Source organism: Oceanithermus desulfurans, assembly GCF_014201675.1.
Taxonomy (GTDB): Bacteria; Deinococcota; Deinococci; order Deinococcales; family Marinithermaceae; genus Oceanithermus; species Oceanithermus desulfurans.
On sequence record NZ_JACHEZ010000009.1, the window covers coordinates 23,594 to 38,540 of the forward strand.

The 14,947-nt window shown below is 72.6% G+C and carries 15 protein-coding genes; 10 read left to right on the forward strand and 5 right to left on the reverse strand.

Features of this window, described 5'->3' with window-relative positions:
- Position 1: 1 nt before the first annotated feature.
- From HNQ05_RS10575 to HNQ05_RS10585, 3 genes are read right to left on the reverse strand one after another with little or no spacing between them, the layout of a single operon-like run.
- A complete protein-coding gene (locus tag HNQ05_RS10575; protein WP_147147989.1) occupies positions 2-664 on the reverse strand; it encodes a response regulator transcription factor in 663 nt (220 codons plus the stop codon).
- The gene (locus HNQ05_RS12370) at positions 657-2,426 is read right to left on the reverse strand and encodes a sensor histidine kinase (protein ID WP_147147987.1); all 1,770 of its coding nucleotides are present in this window, start codon (positions 2,424-2,426) and stop codon (positions 657-659) included. The genes HNQ05_RS10575 and HNQ05_RS12370 overlap by 8 nt, the downstream gene beginning before the upstream one ends.
- Positions 2,423-3,370 (reverse strand): ABC transporter substrate-binding protein, encoded by a 948-nt coding sequence (locus HNQ05_RS10585; RefSeq protein ID WP_147147984.1) that lies wholly within the window; start codon positions 3,368-3,370, stop codon positions 2,423-2,425. The genes HNQ05_RS12370 and HNQ05_RS10585 overlap by 4 nt, the downstream gene beginning before the upstream one ends.
- A 33-nt stretch (positions 3,371-3,403) precedes the next feature.
- Between HNQ05_RS10585 and HNQ05_RS10590 the strand changes: the two genes are divergently transcribed.
- Genes HNQ05_RS10590 through HNQ05_RS10610 form a run of 5 tightly spaced genes read left to right on the forward strand, consistent with a single transcriptional unit; the run spans position 3,404 to position 7,727 of the window.
- Positions 3,404-4,534: an MFS transporter gene (locus tag HNQ05_RS10590; RefSeq protein WP_147147982.1), complete on the forward strand. Its 1,131-nt coding sequence runs from the start codon at positions 3,404-3,406 to the stop codon at positions 4,532-4,534.
- A 16-nt stretch (positions 4,535-4,550) separates the two neighbouring features.
- On the forward strand, positions 4,551-5,333 hold the full coding sequence (gene murI, locus HNQ05_RS10595) for a glutamate racemase (RefSeq protein ID WP_147147979.1): 783 nt from the start codon (positions 4,551-4,553) through the stop codon (positions 5,331-5,333).
- Positions 5,330-6,052 carry a ribonuclease PH gene (gene rph, locus HNQ05_RS10600; protein ID WP_147147977.1) on the forward strand — a complete coding sequence of 241 codons (723 nt, stop codon included), beginning with the start codon at positions 5,330-5,332 and terminating at the stop codon, positions 6,050-6,052. Before murI ends, rph begins: the two co-directional genes overlap by 4 nt.
- Positions 6,053-6,057: 5 nt before the next feature.
- Positions 6,058-6,669, forward strand: coding sequence for an XTP/dITP diphosphatase (locus HNQ05_RS10605; RefSeq protein ID WP_147147975.1), 612 nt, complete (start codon positions 6,058-6,060; stop codon positions 6,667-6,669).
- A gap of 5 nt (positions 6,670-6,674) precedes the next feature.
- Entirely contained in the window at positions 6,675-7,727 is a 1,053-nt protein-coding gene (locus tag HNQ05_RS10610) for an RMD1 family protein (protein ID WP_147147972.1), read from the forward strand.
- Here the strand turns inward: HNQ05_RS10610 and HNQ05_RS10615 are convergent.
- Positions 7,710-8,252: an LOG family protein gene (locus HNQ05_RS10615; RefSeq protein WP_147147970.1), complete on the reverse strand. Its 543-nt coding sequence runs from the start codon at positions 8,250-8,252 to the stop codon at positions 7,710-7,712. The two genes, HNQ05_RS10610 and HNQ05_RS10615, sit on opposite strands and share 18 nt — an antisense overlap.
- Positions 8,253-8,307: 55 nt before the next feature.
- Positions 8,308-9,744 carry a peptidase associated/transthyretin-like domain-containing protein gene (locus HNQ05_RS10620; RefSeq protein WP_147147968.1) on the reverse strand — a complete coding sequence of 479 codons (1,437 nt, stop codon included), beginning with the start codon at positions 9,742-9,744 and terminating at the stop codon, positions 8,308-8,310.
- 161 nt (positions 9,745-9,905) lie between these two features.
- Here HNQ05_RS10620 and HNQ05_RS10625 point away from each other — a divergent pair, with 161 nt between their 5' ends.
- From HNQ05_RS10625 to trkA, 5 genes are read left to right on the forward strand one after another with little or no spacing between them, the layout of a single operon-like run.
- Positions 9,906-10,787: a pseudouridine-5'-phosphate glycosidase gene (locus HNQ05_RS10625; protein ID WP_147147966.1), complete on the forward strand. Its 882-nt coding sequence runs from the start codon at positions 9,906-9,908 to the stop codon at positions 10,785-10,787.
- 60 nt (positions 10,788-10,847) lie between these two features.
- Positions 10,848-11,282: a DUF7670 domain-containing protein gene (locus HNQ05_RS10630; protein WP_147147964.1), complete on the forward strand. Its 435-nt coding sequence runs from the start codon at positions 10,848-10,850 to the stop codon at positions 11,280-11,282.
- Between the two features lie 55 nt (positions 11,283-11,337).
- Positions 11,338-12,228 carry a helix-turn-helix domain-containing protein gene (locus tag HNQ05_RS10635; protein ID WP_147147961.1) on the forward strand — a complete coding sequence of 297 codons (891 nt, stop codon included), beginning with the start codon at positions 11,338-11,340 and terminating at the stop codon, positions 12,226-12,228.
- A gap of 27 nt (positions 12,229-12,255) precedes the next feature.
- A complete protein-coding gene (gene rimO / locus HNQ05_RS10640) occupies positions 12,256-13,587 on the forward strand; it encodes a 30S ribosomal protein S12 methylthiotransferase RimO (protein WP_147147959.1) in 1,332 nt (443 codons plus the stop codon).
- A gap of 15 nt (positions 13,588-13,602) precedes the next feature.
- Entirely contained in the window at positions 13,603-14,946 is a 1,344-nt protein-coding gene (trkA, locus tag HNQ05_RS10645; protein ID WP_147147957.1) for a Trk system potassium transporter TrkA, read from the forward strand.
- Position 14,947: the final 1 nt, after the last annotated feature.

Here is a 14,947-nt window from a genome sequence, read left to right on the forward strand (position 1 = left end):
CCTAAACGGCGAGGCGGTAGCCGACCCCGGGGAGGCTCTCGATGACCACGGAGGGCCCCAGCTTGCGGCGCAGCCGCCCCACGTAGACGTGCAGGTAGTGGTCCTCGCCGGCGCCGCGTCCCCAGACCGCGTCGAGCAGCTCCTCGTGGGTGAGCGTCCGCCCCCGGGCAAGCACGAACTGGCGCAGCAGGGCGTACTCCATGGGGGTGAGCCGCACCCGCCGGCCCGCGACGAGGGCGTAGCCGCCGCCGGGGTCGAGTTCGAGCGGCCCCGCCCGCAACCCCTCCGTGCGCCCCTGAACCCCGTAACGCCGGATCGCCGCGCGCACCCGCGCCAGCAGTTCGGCCACCCCGAAGGGCTTGACCAGGTAGTCGTCGGCCCCGAGGTCGAGGGCCTCGACCTTGCGCTCCTCCTCGCCGAGCGCGCTCATGACCACGATGGGCACGTCGCAGAAACCCCGCGCCTCGCGGATCACGGTCATCCCGTCCACCCCCGGGAGCATCAGGTCGAGCAGCACGCAGGCGTAGCCAGCGGCGCGCAGCCGCTCGAGCGCCGCCTCCCCGCTCGCGGCGGTATCCACCGCGTAGCCGCGGGCCCGCAGGTTGGCCTCCACCAGGCGCAGCAGGTTGGGGTCGTCGTCCACCACGAGCACCCGTTCAGGCATCCTCGCACCCCCCTTTGGGCAGGGTAAACCAGGCGACGGTGCGCCCGCCCTCGCGCGTCAACCCGATCGCACCCCCGTGCGCTTCCACGATGGTGCGGGCGATGGCGAGCCCCAGGCCGGAGCCGCGGGTGGCGTCGTCGGCCCGGAAGAAGGGCTCGAAGACGCGCGCTTCCAACCCCTCGGGAACCCCGGGTCCGGTGTCGCTCACGCGAAAGCGCACGGACTCGGCGAGCTCGTCCAGCTCCACCGTCACCTCGCCGTCTGCGGGGCCGTACTTGACGGCGTTCTCCACCAGGTTGACGAGGACGCTGCGGATCCGCTCGGCATCCAGGCGCACGCAGAGGGACCCCTCGGGGAGGCGCACGCGGAAGGGGCGGCCGCGCGCCAGGCGCTGCAGCCGCGGCTCGAGCTCGCGCAGCAGCCGCGCCGGATCGCGGGGCGCGGGCCTCACCGCGAAGGCGCCCCGCTCGCCGCGCGCCAGGTCGAGCAGGTCGTTAACGAGGTAGTGCATGCGGTCGGCCTCGCTCTCGATGATGCGCAGGAACTCCGCGGCCTCCTCGGGCTTCCAGGCCACGTCGGGAGCCAGCAGGGTGCTGGCGAAGCCCTTGATGCTCGCCAGCGGGGTGCGCAGCTCGTGGGAGACCGAGGCCAGGAAGCGCGTCTTGGCACGGTCGGCCTCGAGCGCCCGCTCGAGCGCCAGCCTGAGGGCTTCGGTGCGCTCGGCGACGCGGTCCTCGAGGTGCTGGGCGTAGTCCTCCAGCTCCAGCCGACCCTGCTCGAGCTCGGCGGCCATGCGGTTGAAGGCGCGCACCGCGGCCCGCGCCTCCGGCGGGCCCGACTCGGCCAGCGGCCGCTCGAGCCGGCCCTGCTCGAGCTCGCGCGCTCCCCGGGCCAGCTCGTCGAGCGGCCGCGTCACCGAACGCGCCAGCCGCCAGCCCGGAAGGTAGCTGGCCGTCATCGCCAGCAGCAGCGCCGCAAGCAGCGTCAGCAACGGCCCCGAAAGCGGCGCCAGCAGCCCCTGCACCGGGGCCTCCACCACGAGCCGCCCGCCGAGGCGGTCCACGTCGCGCGCGACCGCCAGACGCCAGGCGCCGCGGTCGTCGCGGTAGCGGAAGACCCGCCCGGCCACGCCGTGTTGCGCCTCCCGCGGGGCCCGCTCACCGCGCAGCACCTCGACGCGGTCGGAACTGGCGAGGATGCGCCCGGAACCGTCGGTCAGGTAGGCGTGCAGTTCCGGGTCGCGCAGCTCCACCAGCGCGTCCCAGAGCACCGGGGCGCGCAGCACGGCTTCCAGGAAGCGCCCGCTCGGCCGCGCCAGCCCCAGCGTCAGCTGCGGCTCGCCCCAGTCGTCGCGGCGCACCGCCCCCCAGGTCTCCGGCGCGCCGGCGCGGGCCAGCGGCGCAAGCGGGGCGGGATCCACCTCGAACCGCGACCAGCGCGCCCGCACGCCACCCGCCTCGCGCACCTGCAAAACCACCACCTCGGGCAGCCGCGCCGCGGCGAAGCGCAGCGGCCACGCCCCGTCCCCGGAGGCGTCCAGCGCCTCGCCCAGCACGCCCGCGATCGCTTCCAGGCGGCCGTCGAGGCTGCCCTGCAAGCGCGCCGCCTCGCTCTCGATCCGTGCCCCCGCCAGGCCCAGGTAGCTGCGGCTGAGGCCGTACCAGGCCACCGCGCCCACCAGCACCAGCGGCAGCAGTCCCGCCGCCGCGGCGGCCAGGGTGAACCGCCCCTCGAGCCGGGAAAACCAGGAAGCACGCCTCACGGGACCACCTCGTCCGCAAGGTCCAGCAGCCGCGGGTCCAGCTCCAGCCCCAAACGCCGCGCCACCCCCCGGTTGAGCGCGAGGCTCATCTGCTGGGGCCGCTCCACCGGCATCTCGGATACGGGGTAGCCCTCCAGCAGCTGGCGCGCCATCCGCGCGGCCTGGCGGCCCATGGCCGCGCCCGTCGCCCCGTAGGCCAGCAGCGCGCCCGCCCGTACCTGGGCGGCGTCCAGCCCCACCAGGGGCACGCCGGCGGCGTTCGTACGCGCCAGCACGTCGTCCAGGTGGTTCTCCAGCACGTAGCTGGGCAGGAGCAGCACGGACCCGGCCCCCGTCTGCGCGATCCGCGCCTCCAGGCCTTCCAGGTCGCCCACCGCGCGCACCGGGTGGTAGGTCAGCTCGAGCCCCAGCGCCTCCGCGGCCCCGCGCACCGAGGCGAGGCCCCGCGCGGTGGGCACCACCCCCGGCTGGTAGAGCACCAGCACCCGCCGCACCTGCGGCAGCGCGAGCCGCAAGAGCTGCAGCCGCTTGCCCGAGAGCTCGGCGTAGTTGTTGTCCACCCCGCTGACGCGGCCGCCGGGCCGGCTGAGCCGCTCGACGAAGCCCCAGTCCAGCGAGGCGGCGAGGCCGACGTAGAGCACCGGCGCCTCGCCGCCTCCCTCCACCGCAGTGCGGGTCTCCACCCCGCCGACGGTCACGTAGAGGGCCACGGGGTCGCCCAGGCAGTCGGCGAGCCGCGCCGCCTCGCCTTCCGCGTCGCAGACCCGCACGCGCACGCCCGCGAGCCCGTAGCCGCGCAACCGCTCCGCGAACGCCTGGGCGCGCGCCATCCGGCCGGGGCCGGAGACGACGACGCGCACCTCGCGCTCCACAGGCGCTTCGCGGCAGCCCCCCAGAAGGAGGAGCGTAAGCCACCCGGCGACCCACGCCGCGCGCATCTTCATGCTCCAAGCTTAGCCCCGGATTACTCTGGAGACGTGCGGGTACCCCGTTCGGTGGTCGTTCTCGGGCTCGTCAGCTTCTTCATGGACGTCGCCTCGGAGATGGTCTACCCGCTTCTCCCCTTCTTCCTCACCGTGGTGCTGGGCGCGGGCAAGGAGACCGTGGGCCTCATCGAAGGCCTGGCCGAGGGCACGGCCAGCCTGCTCAAGGTGGTGGGCGGCCGCCTCTCCGACCGCCTGGGGGTGCGCAAGCCCTTCCTGATCGCCGGTTACGGCCTGCCGGCGCTGGTGCGGCCGCTGCTGGCGCTGGCCGTGCACCCCGAACAGGTGCTGGGCTTCCGCCTGCTCGACCGCACCGGAAAGGGGCTGCGCACCGCCCCGCGCGACGCCCTGATCGCCGACGTCAGCCGCGAGGCCGACTACGGCAAGGCCTACGGGCTGCACCGCGCCCTCGACACCCTGGGGGCCGCAATCGGGCCGCTGCTCGCCTTCGCCCTGCTGCCGCGGCTCGGCTACCGCGGCGTCTTCTGGCTCTCGCTCCTCCCCGCGGCCGCGGCCGCGGGCGCCGTCGTCTTCTTCGTACGCGAGCGCCGCGTTCCGCTGGCCCGCGAGCCGCTGCTGGCGGCGGTGCGGCAGCCGCGCTACCTGCGCTTCCTGCTGGCCTCGGCCGTCTTCACCCTGGGCTACGTCTCCGTCGCCTTCCTGCTGCTGCGCCTGGGGGAGCTGGGGCTCTCGCCGCGGCAGACGACGCTCGCCTACGCCGGGTACAACCTGCTCTACGCGGCGCTCGCCTACCCGATGGGCACCCTCGCCGACCGGCTGAGCCCCCGCGTCGCCACCGCGCTGGCCATGGCCGTCTACGCCCTCGTCTTCCTCGGCTGGGCCGTCGCCCCGGGGGTGGCGGCGGGGCTGGTGCTCTTTGCCGCCTACGCGGCCTTCATCGCGCTGTTCGAGCCGGCGCGGCGGGCCTACCTGGCGCAGGTCGCGCCCGAACGCGAGCGCGCGGGGGCGATCGGCCTCTTCCACACCGTGGAAGGGGTGCTGCTCTTCCCCGCCAGCGCCGTCTTCGGCTGGCTCTGGCAGGTGCACGGCCCCGTGATCGCCTTCGGGCTGGCGGCGGGGCTGGCGCTCTCGGGCGCGGCCCTGCTGATCCGACCGGCGCGGTAGGATGGAAGCCGCAACGATGAGCCCAGATGCGCCCGCCCCCCTCGAACAACCCATCGGAGTCTTCGACTCCGGCGTCGGCGGTCTGACCGTCCTCGAAGCCCTGCGCCGGGCCCTGCCCGGCCGCGACTTCCTCTACTTCGGCGACACCGCGCGGGTGCCCTACGGCTCCAAACCCCCCGAGCTGGTGCGCCGCTTCGCCTGGGAGATCAGCGGCTTCCTGCTGCGTCAGGGGGCGGTGGCGCTGGTGGTGGCCTGCAACACCGCCTCGAGCGTGGCCCTGGACGACCTCTCGCGCCTGGGGGTGCCCGTCACCGGCGTGATCGATCCCGCGGTGGCCGAGGCCGGGCGCTACGGCCACGTGGGGGTGATCGGCACCCGCGCCACCGTGGCCAGCGGGGCCTACCAGTCCCGGCTCGAGGCCGAGGGCAAGCGGGTCTGGTCGCTGGCCACGCCGCTCTTCGTCCCCATCGTCGAGGAGGGGCTGTGGAGCGACGGGGTGGCCGAGCTGGTGGCGCGGCACTACCTGGAGGGGGCCCCGGAGGATCTCGAGGCCCTGATCCTCGGCTGCACCCACTACCCCTACCTGAAACCCCTGCTCGAGCGCCTGCGCCCGGAGCTGACGCTCATCGACTCGGCCGAGCCCACGGCGCGCGCCGTGGCCGGCAGCCTGCCCGCGGGCCCCGGCTCGGGGCGGGTGGTGCACTTCGTCACCGGCGACCCCGAGGCCTACCGCGCCCTGGCGGCGCGCCTGGGCGTGCACGCCGGCGAGGTGCATAAAGTAGAGTTAGGAGCGTTATGAACCGAGCCGACGGCCGCGGCCCCACCGGGCGCCGCCCCCTCAAGATCACCCCCCGCTACCTCGACTACGCCGAGGGGTCGGCCCTCGTCGAGCTGGGGCGCACGCGCGTCCTCGTGGCCGTGAGCCTCACCCCAGGGGTCCCCCGGCACATGCAGGGCAAGCGCAGCGGCTGGCTGATGGCCGAGTACAACCTGCTGCCCCGCAGCACCGAGAGCCGCACCCAGCGCGAGCGCTTCAAGCTGGGCGGCCGCACCCAGGAAGTGCAGCGCTTCCTGGGCCGCGCCTTCCGCGCGGCGGTGGACCTGGACCTGCTGCCGAACCGGACGATCGTCGTCGACGCCGACGTGATCCAGGCCGACGGCGGCACCCGGGTGGCCGCCATCCTGGGAGGCTACGCGGCGCTGGTGCAGGCCTTCGACGCGCTGGTTCGCGCGGGCAAGCTCGACGACTGGCCGCTCACCGAGTTCGCCGCGATCAGCCTCGGCTGGGCCGGCGGCGACGCGGTGCTGGTGGACCTGAACGCCGAGGAGGACGACCGCGTGCACGCCGACCTGACCGTGGTGGGCACCGCCGAGGGCGAGTTGATCGAGATCCACGGCGGCGGCGAGGGCCGGCCGGTGCCGCGGGCGGTCTACGACCGCATGGTGGACGAGGGGCTGCGGCAGATTCCTGGACTCGTCGCCGAGGTGCACAAGCAGCTGGCGGAAGGGGTATCGTAGGAATGATGCAGGTCGTGATCGCCACCTCCAACCCGGGCAAGTACCGCGAGCTGGCTCGGGGTCTGGAACCGCTGGGCTGGGAGCTGCGCCCCCTGCCCGACTTCGGCGTGGAGCTCCCCGAGGAAACGGGCACCACCTTCGAGGACAACGCCCTCATGAAGGCGGCCACGGTGGCGCAGAAGACGCGGCTGCCGGCGCTCGCCGACGACTCGGGGCTGGTCGTGGACGCCCTGGGCGGCGAGCCCGGCATCTACTCCGCGCGCTACGGCGGGCGCACGAACGACCGCGACCGCAACGTCTACCTGCTCGAGCGCCTGCGCGGGGTGCCCCCCGAGCAGCGCACCGCCCGCTTCGTGGCGGTGCTGGCGCTCGCCTACCCCGACGGCCACGTGGAGAGCTACCGCGGCGAGGTCGAGGGCGTGATCCTCGAGGCCCCGCGCGGCGAGGGCGGCTTCGGCTACGACCCGCTCTTCTACCTGCCCGAGCTGGAGCGGACCTTCGCCGAGATGGCCCCCGACGAGAAGGCGCAGCACTCCCACCGCGCCCGGGCGCTGGCGAAGCTGCTCGAGGCCTGGAAGAACGGCCCGCCCCCGCGGGAAATCTGGCCCCTGGAGTAAACCCCGTGCCCACCGTTCGCGAGCCGCACGTCGCGGTCTGGCGCCTCTTCGACCTGGCCGACGAGATCGACACCGACCGGGTCGCGGGAACGCGTTTCGCGCTTCGGCGCAGCCGCAGCGGCGCGGTACGCCTGGAAGAACCGCCGGTGGAGCTCGACCTGGGCGACCACGGCTTCGCGGGGCGCACGGGGCGGCTGCGCGCCCGCGTCTACCCCTTCGGCGTCGTCGCGCTGGCCTGGCGGGTGCGCCTCGGCGAGCGGCTGCCCTGGGACGGGCTCGAGTCCGCGGCGCTCGAGCTGGTGGGCGCTCCCGGCCTCGACGCCTGGATGCGTGAGCGGCTGGCGCCGCTGCGCCGGGAGCTGGCCCCCGCCCTGGCCCGCCCGCTCGCGGCTCCGGGTGAGGAGGGTTTCTACGCCGTCCACGTTCAGGGGTTCGATCCCGAGCGCTCAGCCGACGTCCTGCTCGAGGAGCTCGACCTGGCCCCGCTGGTGCTGGGGGAGCGGGTAGCCGCCTCACAGCAGCTGCGCGCCGACCTGGTCCGCCACGCCTTCAGCTACTCGAGCGGCGACCTGGCGCTGTTGGGCTTCGACGGCGTCTTCATCTACGACCAGGAAGGCATCTGGGACGTGGCCGACCTGGTTGAGTGGGTGCACGCGGAGCTGCTGGAGCTCGACTACTACGACAACGTGCTGGCGCGGGCGCTCGAGGGGGCGCCGCAGGTGCTGCGCGAGCTCGGCTGGGGGCGCTACGGGCGGCTGGCGCGGCTGCGGCGCAACCTGATGGAGCGCCGCGCCGAGATCACCGAGGTGCAGACGCGGCTGGCCGGGGCGCTGCGTATCACCGAGGACCTCTTCTACGCCCGCATCTACCGCGACGCCACCGAGGTCTACGGCGCCGCCGAGCTGGCTGCATCGGTGCAGGCCAAGCTGCAGGCGCTCAGCGCCATCTACCAGATGGTCAGCGAGGAGATGCAGTTCCGCCGCAGCCAGGCGGTGGAGGTGGCCATCCTGGCGTTGATCGCGCTGGAAGTCGTGTGGCTGCTACTCGGCCGCATGTAGCCGCACCAGGAAGGCCGCGACGTCGGCGGAGTCTTCCAGGAAGGTGAGGAGGTCGAGCTCCCGGGTGGAGAGCTCCAGGTGCGGCTGCAGCAGCGGCCGCCAGGCTGCGTGCACCCCGACCGGGAAGGGGGGCTCGCCCTGGAGCCGCTGAATGTAGGCCCGGTTCCAGGCCACCAGGATCTCGGTCAGCGTGCCCAGGCCGCCGGGAAGGGCCAGTGCGGCGCGGCTCAGCTCGAGCATGCGCTCGATCCGCCCCGTCAGGGTGGGGGCCGGCAGCTCGAGGTCCACATGGGCGTTGGCCCCGCTGCGCGACTTGAAGAGGTCGGGAGCGGTCACCCCGATCACCAACCCGCCCGCGGCCTTCGCGCCGCGGCTCACCGCCTCCATGCTGCCTCCGTACCCCCCGCTGGCCACGGCGAAGCCGGCCTCGGCGAGCGCCCGCCCCCAGGCCTCGGCCTGCTTCCAGGCGGGCGTGCCGGGCGCGGTGCGCGAGGAGCCGAAGACGGAAACGACGGGTACGGACACGCCCCCATTGTAAGACCCCGGGGCCGGGGCCCCGGGGTAGGCCTCCACGATACGACTAGAAGTAGCCGGGTGCCTGGGTGTCAGGGAAGGAGAACTGGCCGGCGTCGACCCAGAAGCGGTACCCCGACGCCCCCGGCAGAGCGTAGCCCATGTTCATGGCGGCGGCCGTCTGCGCCCCCGCGGCGCTGGCCACCTCGTCGACGCTGGTGGGGAGCGCCTCGCCCGCCGCAGCCTGGAGGAACCACCAAACGTAGGCGTTGGCATCGGGAACGCCGCCCAGGTCGGCATAACTCGGAATCGCAAGTTCGGTATCCGCGGTAAGGACCTCGACGGCCAGACTTTGGTCGGTCGAAGGGAACCAGAGGCCGAACACCACGTCGTAGAGCGCCCCTTCGGGGCCCGTCCAGCGGAAGACCGTCTCGCAGGGTTTGACGACGCTGCCGGAAACGGGAGCGTAGGGGACCACGGGATCAGGGAAGCTGAGGGTGACCGCGTCGCCTTCGGAGGGCACCTGCCGCCAGACCACGACGCTGCCGTCGATGCTGCTCAGGTCGAGCGGGGTGGTGTTGCCCAGCGACTTAAAGATGCCCCTACCCTCGCCGTAGTAAGCCTCGGCGCTGATCAGGGAACCGAGGTCGGACCCGGTGGGGGCGGCGAAGCTGAACGACGTTTCAGCGGTGCCTCCATCGATCGAGAACCGGCCCGTGCGGATACGGGTGTCCTCGCCCTGGTAAGTCACGTAATGGCCTACCTCCGCCAGGCTCATCACCGCCGACAGCTCCGTCGAGGCGGTCACGGTGCGGGTGGAGATCCCCTCAGGGCTCAGGGCCAGCGTCTGGCCGGTGACGTCGCCACCGTCCTGCAGGGTCACGCTAGCGACAGCGGCCCCCAGGTCGCTGCGAGCCGGGTCGCTAAAGGCGACGGCGTTGTCGTCGGCGTCGGTCTGCCAGCGCAGCCCCAGCAGCGTGGCGTCACCCGCGAGCGCAGGGTCGAAGCGCAGCGACGTGAAGAAGGTGTCGTCGTAGGAGAAATCGCGGTTCCGGTACGGCGGCAGCAGCAGCGCGACCGCCTCCTTGGTCGTGATGTCGGAAGGCGAGGCCGGGGTAAGGGTGCCCGCTACCGAGGCCGAGGCGCAGCTCGAGCCGTTCCTGGGGTTAACCGCGAGGTAGGGGTCGGTCCTGGTGAGGCCGCGGACGACGAGCAGCGAGGCATCGCCTTCACCCGCGAATTCGGAGAGGTAGACGTTGTTGATCACCAGGTCGTAGGGGGTCTGCACCCCGGTGATGGTGAAGTGCCCCTCGGCGTCGGTTAACACCGGGTCGCTGCCGGGCACGTAGACCGTGTTGTAGGGAACCGGCTGGCCGCAGAGGTCGACCAGCGTGCCCTGAACCTCGACGCCTACGGGGCCTTGGGCCTGCTGGGTGCTGCAGCCGGCCACCAGCAGCAGACCCGCCGCCAACGCACCTAAGAACATCCTTCGTTGGTTATGCATAAATTCCTCCTTGGTAGCCGCACGACCGAATTCACGACGATGGCCACAGGCACAGTCTAGGACGGGAAAACCGGGACAATGCTCCTAGGTTTTCCCGTTGGGATCAGTATTTATAGTGACTTAGGTGTCATTCCATATTCCTGAGGTTGTAGACTTGTCGCGTGCGCACGTCTCGAGAGGTTCACACCGCTTTGCAGTCGGGCGGCCCCGTCGTCGCCCTCGAGTCCACCGTCATCACCCACGGCCTGCCCGCGCCCGTCAACCTGGAAACCGCCCGAAGGCTCGAGGCGGCGGTGCGCGAAGAAGGCGCGGTGCCCGCCACGATCGGGGTTCTCGAAGGTGAGGTGCGGGTGGGGCTGGCCCCGGACGAGCTCGAGGCCCTGGCCACCCGCAACGCCGTGGAGAAGGCCAGCCTCTGGAACCTGGCCGCGGTCGTGGCGCGCCGGCAGTGGGCCGGCACCACCGTGGCCACCACCGCGCACCTGGCCGCCCGGGCCGGGATCCGCGTCTTCGCCACCGGCGGCATCGGCGGGGTGCACCCCGTCCCCTTCGACGAATCGGGCGACCTGCTGGGACTTTCGCGCACCCCGGTGGTGGTGGTGTCGTCAGGCCCCAAGAGCATCCTCGACCTGGCGGCCACCCTGGAACGGCTCGAGAGCTACGGCGTGGGCGTGGTCGGCTACCGGACGAAGCATCTGCCCGCCTTCCATGCGCCCGACTCGCCCTTCGAGCTGCCCGCCACCGTCTGGAGCGAGGCCGAGGCCGCCGCGACCTGGCGCGCCGCCCGGGCGCTGGGGCTCGAATCGGCGACGCTGGTCTTCCATCCGGTGAGCGAGGGCCTCCCCTACCGCCAGGTCAAGGCCTGGGTGGACCAGGCGAACGAGGAGGCCCGCGCCGCGGGGATCGGTGGCAAGGACCTGACCCCCTACCTGCTGCGCCGCCTCAGCGAGCTCTCGGAGGGGCGTACCGACGCGGTGAACCTGCGCCTGCTCGAAGAGAACGCCCGCCTGGCTGCGCGCATCGCCCGGAAGTTGTCCGCCTAGCCCGGGAACCTTCGCGCTACGATGGGGGTAACCGGAAACTCCGGTGCGGAGGTGGTATGGATGCCCGAAACCGACCGCGCCGCCGACCCGGGAACCGAGCGCCTGCGGCGTACGGCCCGGGCATGGGCCCTTACGGTGATCGTGTTCGTCTTCGCCGCCGCGATGCTGGCCCTGTGGAACCGCATCGCGATCGGGCGGTTCGACCCCCGCTTGGTCGCGGGGACGCCGGCCGTCGAGTTTCTGCCGCCCCTCCTCACCCTCGCCAGCGCCGCGGCCCTCCTCGCCGCCTGGCGCAGGGAATGGGTCGGCGGGCTGGCGGCCACCGCCCTGCAGCTGGCCACGCTGCCGCTCCTGCTGGTCCGCTGGCCCCCCTGGCAGGGGTTTCCGCGCCACCTGCTGGCGCCCTACGGGGTCTGGCTCTGGATAACCGTTCCGGGGGTGCTCTTCCTGGTCTGCGCGTGGCGCTCGCGGCGATCCCCACCCGACAGGGGCTAGCCCGCGCGCCGGGACGGAAAACGACCCGCCGGCCAGAGCGGTAAGATGTAGGGGTATGTGCGAGATCGGTGGGATGCTGCGCGTGGCCCGCGAGGAGAGCGGTCGCTCGGTCCGCGACTGGGCCCGCGAGCTGGGCATCAAGAGCGACTACCTGCGCGCCCTCGAGGAGTGCCGCTTCGAGGACCTGCCCGAGGCGGTCCTGGCCAAGGGGCACCTGCGCCGCTACGCCGAGGCGCTGGGCCTCGACCCCGAGCCCCTGCTCGCGCAGTACCCGGTGCGGCCCACCTTTACCCCCGAGGACGTCATTACCCCCGAACGCCGGCGCGGCCGGCCTTGGTTCTGGATCGTCGTCCTCGCGGTGCTGCTGGCGCTTGCCGCCGGCGCCTGGCTGGTGCTGAAAAACCCGGCTCCCAAGGAACCCGCCGCCATCGAGCTGGAAGCGCCCCCACCCCCGCCGCCGCCCCCGAGCGAGGCCGAGCTGTCGGTGGAAACCGTTCCTCCGGGCGCCACCGTCTGGCTCGACGGCTTCCGCCTGGGCGAGGCGCCGGTGAGCGGCCGCTTCTCGGCCGGTGAGCGCACGCTGCGGGTCGAGGCCGAGGGTTACGTGCCTTACGAAGCGCCGCTCCTGCTCGAGCCCGGCGGCACCCGCCACCTCAAGGTCACGCTCGAGCCCCTTCCCGCCGCCGAGACCCCCGTTCCCGCGGGTCCGCCCAAGCTGGTGCTGCGTTTCAGCGAGCGCGCCTGGGTGCGCATCACCACCCCCGAGGGCGCCAAGCTCTACGAGGGCATCCCCAAGGTGGGCAGCGAGCTCGAGTTCCCGCTTCCGGTGGTGGTGCGCACCGGCAACGCCGCGGGGGTGCGCGCGGTCCTGGGCGGCGAGGACCTGGGCCCCATGGGCGGCGAGGGGCTGGTGGTGGAACGCCGCTTCGACGCGCCCGCGCCCTAGTGCGTATACTGGTGCGGTTGGAGGTCTATGGCCGCTAAAGTCGGATTCGTCAGTCTGGGCTGCCCCAAGGCCCTGGTGGACTCGGAACAAATCCTCTCGCGCCTCAAGGCCGCGGGCTACGGCTTCGCCGCCGACTACGCGGAGGCCGACGTGGTGGTCGTCAACACCTGCGGCTTCATCACCCCTTCGATCGAGGAGAGCCTCGAGGCCATCGGCGAAGCGCTGGGCGCGAACGGCCGGGTGGTGGTCACCGGCTGCCTGGGGGCGCGGCCCGAGGTGATCCGCGAAACGTACCCGCAGGTGATCGACGTGAGCGGGCCGGCCGAGACCGAACGGGTGCTGGCGGCGGTGGCCACCGTGGCCCCGCCCGAGCGCGACCCCTTCCTGGACCTGGTGCCGCCACAGGTCAAGCTGACCCCGCGCCACTACGCCTACCTGAAGATCGCCGAGGGCTGCGACCACGCCTGCAGCTTCTGCATCATCCCCCAGCTGCGCGGCCGGCTCACCAGCCGCGACGCCGCCGACGTGCTGGCCGAGGCCGCGCGGCTGGCGGCGGGCGGCACCCGCGAGCTGCTGGTCATCGCCCAGGACTCGAGCGCCTACGGCGTCGACCTGCGCCACCGCGAAAGCGACTGGGCCGGCAAGCGCGTGCGCGCGCACCTGACCGACCTGGTGCGCGAGCTCAGCGAGCTCGTGCCCTGGATACGGCTCCACTACGTCTACCCCTACCCCCACGTGCGCGAGCTGCTGCCGCTGATGGCCGAGGGGAAGCTGCTCCCCTACCTGGACGTGCCGCTGCAGCACGCCAGCCCGCGGGTGCTGCGGGCCATGCGGCGGCCCGGAGGCGCGGAGAGCCACCTGAAGACGATCCGGGAGTGGCGCGCCGCGGTGCCCCAGCTGGCCATCCGCTCGAGCTTCATCGTCGGCTTCCCCGGCGAAACCGAGGAGGACTTCGCGCTCCTGCTCGAGTTTTTGGAAGAGGCGCGGCTCGACCGCGTGGGCGTCTTCACCTACTCCCCGGTCGAGGGGGCGACGGCGAACGAGCTGCCCGGGGCGGTGCCCGAGGAGGTGAAGGCCGAGCGCAAGGCACAGGTCATGGAGCTCGCCCAGCGCCTCTCGCTGGAGAAGAACCGCGCCAAGGTGGGCCAGGTGCTGGAGGTGATCCTCGACGAGCCCACAGACGAGCCCGGCGTCTTCGTGGGGCGCAGCTACGCCGACAGCCCCGGCATCGACGGCACCGTGCGGGTGACGAGCGACGGCACCGTGCGGGTCGGCGAGATCGTGCCGGTGCGCATCACGGCCGCGGACGTCTACGACCTCGAGGGCGAGGTCTCCGCCCGCGTCCCGGCCGGGAGGTGATATGAAGGGAGCGGTATGTACATCGTAATCGCCGGCGGCGGCGACATCGGCACCCTGATCGCCCAGTCGCTGCACGAAAACCACGACGTCGTCGTCATCGACCGCAACCCGTCGGTAGCCGAGCGCATGGCGGTGCTCGACGTGCGCGTCCTCGCCGGCAACGCCACCGACCCCGAGTCGCTGCGCGAGGCGGGGGTGGACCACGCCGACGCCTTCATCGCCACCACCAACTCCGACGAGGTGAACCTGATCGCCGCCATGCTGGCCAAGGGGCTGGGGGCGGCCCAGTCGCTCACCTTCCTGGGCAAGGCCTACTACGTCGAGGTGCTCACCGACCCCCGCACCATGGAGATCCTGGGCACCCGCATCGACCGCGTCTTCTGGCCCCAGCGGGCGCTCGCCAAGGAAGTGCTCGAGGTGGTGCTCATCCCCAAGGCGCTCGACACCGAGCTGCTCGCCGGCGGCCGCCTGCGCCTGATCGAGTACATGATCGACGTCGAGTCGAGCTACGCCCACCGGCTGGTGCCCGACCTCGACTGGCCCCGCGGGGTGAAGCTCCTGGGGGTGCTGCGCGAGGGGCAGTTCGTCACGCCGCTGGACGAGGACTTCCGCGACCTGGTCATCGAGCCCGGCGACCACCTGGTCTTCGTCACCACCCCCGAGGCCTTCCCGGTGCTGCACGCCCTCTTCGCCGGCCGCGAGCAGGTGCGGCGCGTCTTCATCGTGGGCGGCGGCACCGTGGGCTACATGATCGCCAAGGGGCTGCGCGAGACGCGCGTCGAGGTCGTGCTCATCGAGCAGGACCCGGAGCGCTGCGAGTTCCTCTCGGAAGAGCTGGGCGGGGTGCTGGTGATCCAGGGCGACGGTACCGACCTCTCGCTGCTCGAGCAGGAGGGCATCGAGGACGCCGACGCCATGATCGCGGTCACCGACAACGACGAGAAGAACCTGCTCGTCTCGCTGCTCGCCAAGCAGCTGGGGGTGGAGAAGGTGGTCACCCGGGTGAGCCGCAGCGAGACCCGCACCCTCTTCGAGCGCGTGGGGGTGGACATCCCCCTCACCCCGCGCCAGGCGGCGGTGCGTGAGGTGCTGGCCCACCTGAACCCCGAGGGCGTCGAACGTATCGCCCTGATCGAGGACAGCGTCGAGGTCATCGAGGTGCGCGTTCCCCCCGAGCTCGACGGCCGCCGCGTCGCCGAGCTGGAGCTGCCGCCGCACACCACCGTGGTGGCGGCGATGCGCGGCTGGCGCGTGGTCCTGGCGGCCAGCGAGCTGCAGCTCAAGGCCGGCGACGAGCTCATCCTGATGGCCGCGCGCGAAGAGGTCGCCCACGTGGCCGAGCTGTTCAAGACGAGCTGAC

Bases quoted from the DNA above. Each gene is read 5' to 3' on its own strand.
- HNQ05_RS10575 (WP_147147989.1), bottom strand. From the start codon at position 664: ATGCCTGAACGGGTGCTCGTGGTGGACGACGACCCCAACCTGCTGCGC.
- HNQ05_RS10585 (WP_147147984.1), bottom strand. From the start codon at position 3,370: ATGAAGATGCGCGCGGCGTGGGTCGCCGGGTGGCTTACGCTCCTCCTT.
- murI (WP_147147979.1), top strand. From the start codon at position 4,551: ATGAGCCCAGATGCGCCCGCCCCCCTCGAACAACCCATCGGAGTCTTC.
- rph (WP_147147977.1), top strand. From the start codon at position 5,330: ATGAACCGAGCCGACGGCCGCGGCCCCACCGGGCGCCGCCCCCTCAAG.
- HNQ05_RS10605 (WP_147147975.1), top strand. From the start codon at position 6,058: ATGCAGGTCGTGATCGCCACCTCCAACCCGGGCAAGTACCGCGAGCTG.
- HNQ05_RS10620 (WP_147147968.1), bottom strand. From the start codon at position 9,744: ATGCATAACCAACGAAGGATGTTCTTAGGTGCGTTGGCGGCGGGTCTG.
- HNQ05_RS10630 (WP_147147964.1), top strand. From the start codon at position 10,848: ATGCCCGAAACCGACCGCGCCGCCGACCCGGGAACCGAGCGCCTGCGG.
- HNQ05_RS10635 (WP_147147961.1), top strand. From the start codon at position 11,338: ATGTGCGAGATCGGTGGGATGCTGCGCGTGGCCCGCGAGGAGAGCGGT.
- rimO (WP_147147959.1), top strand. From the start codon at position 12,256: ATGGCCGCTAAAGTCGGATTCGTCAGTCTGGGCTGCCCCAAGGCCCTG.
- trkA (WP_147147957.1), top strand. From the start codon at position 13,603: ATGTACATCGTAATCGCCGGCGGCGGCGACATCGGCACCCTGATCGCC.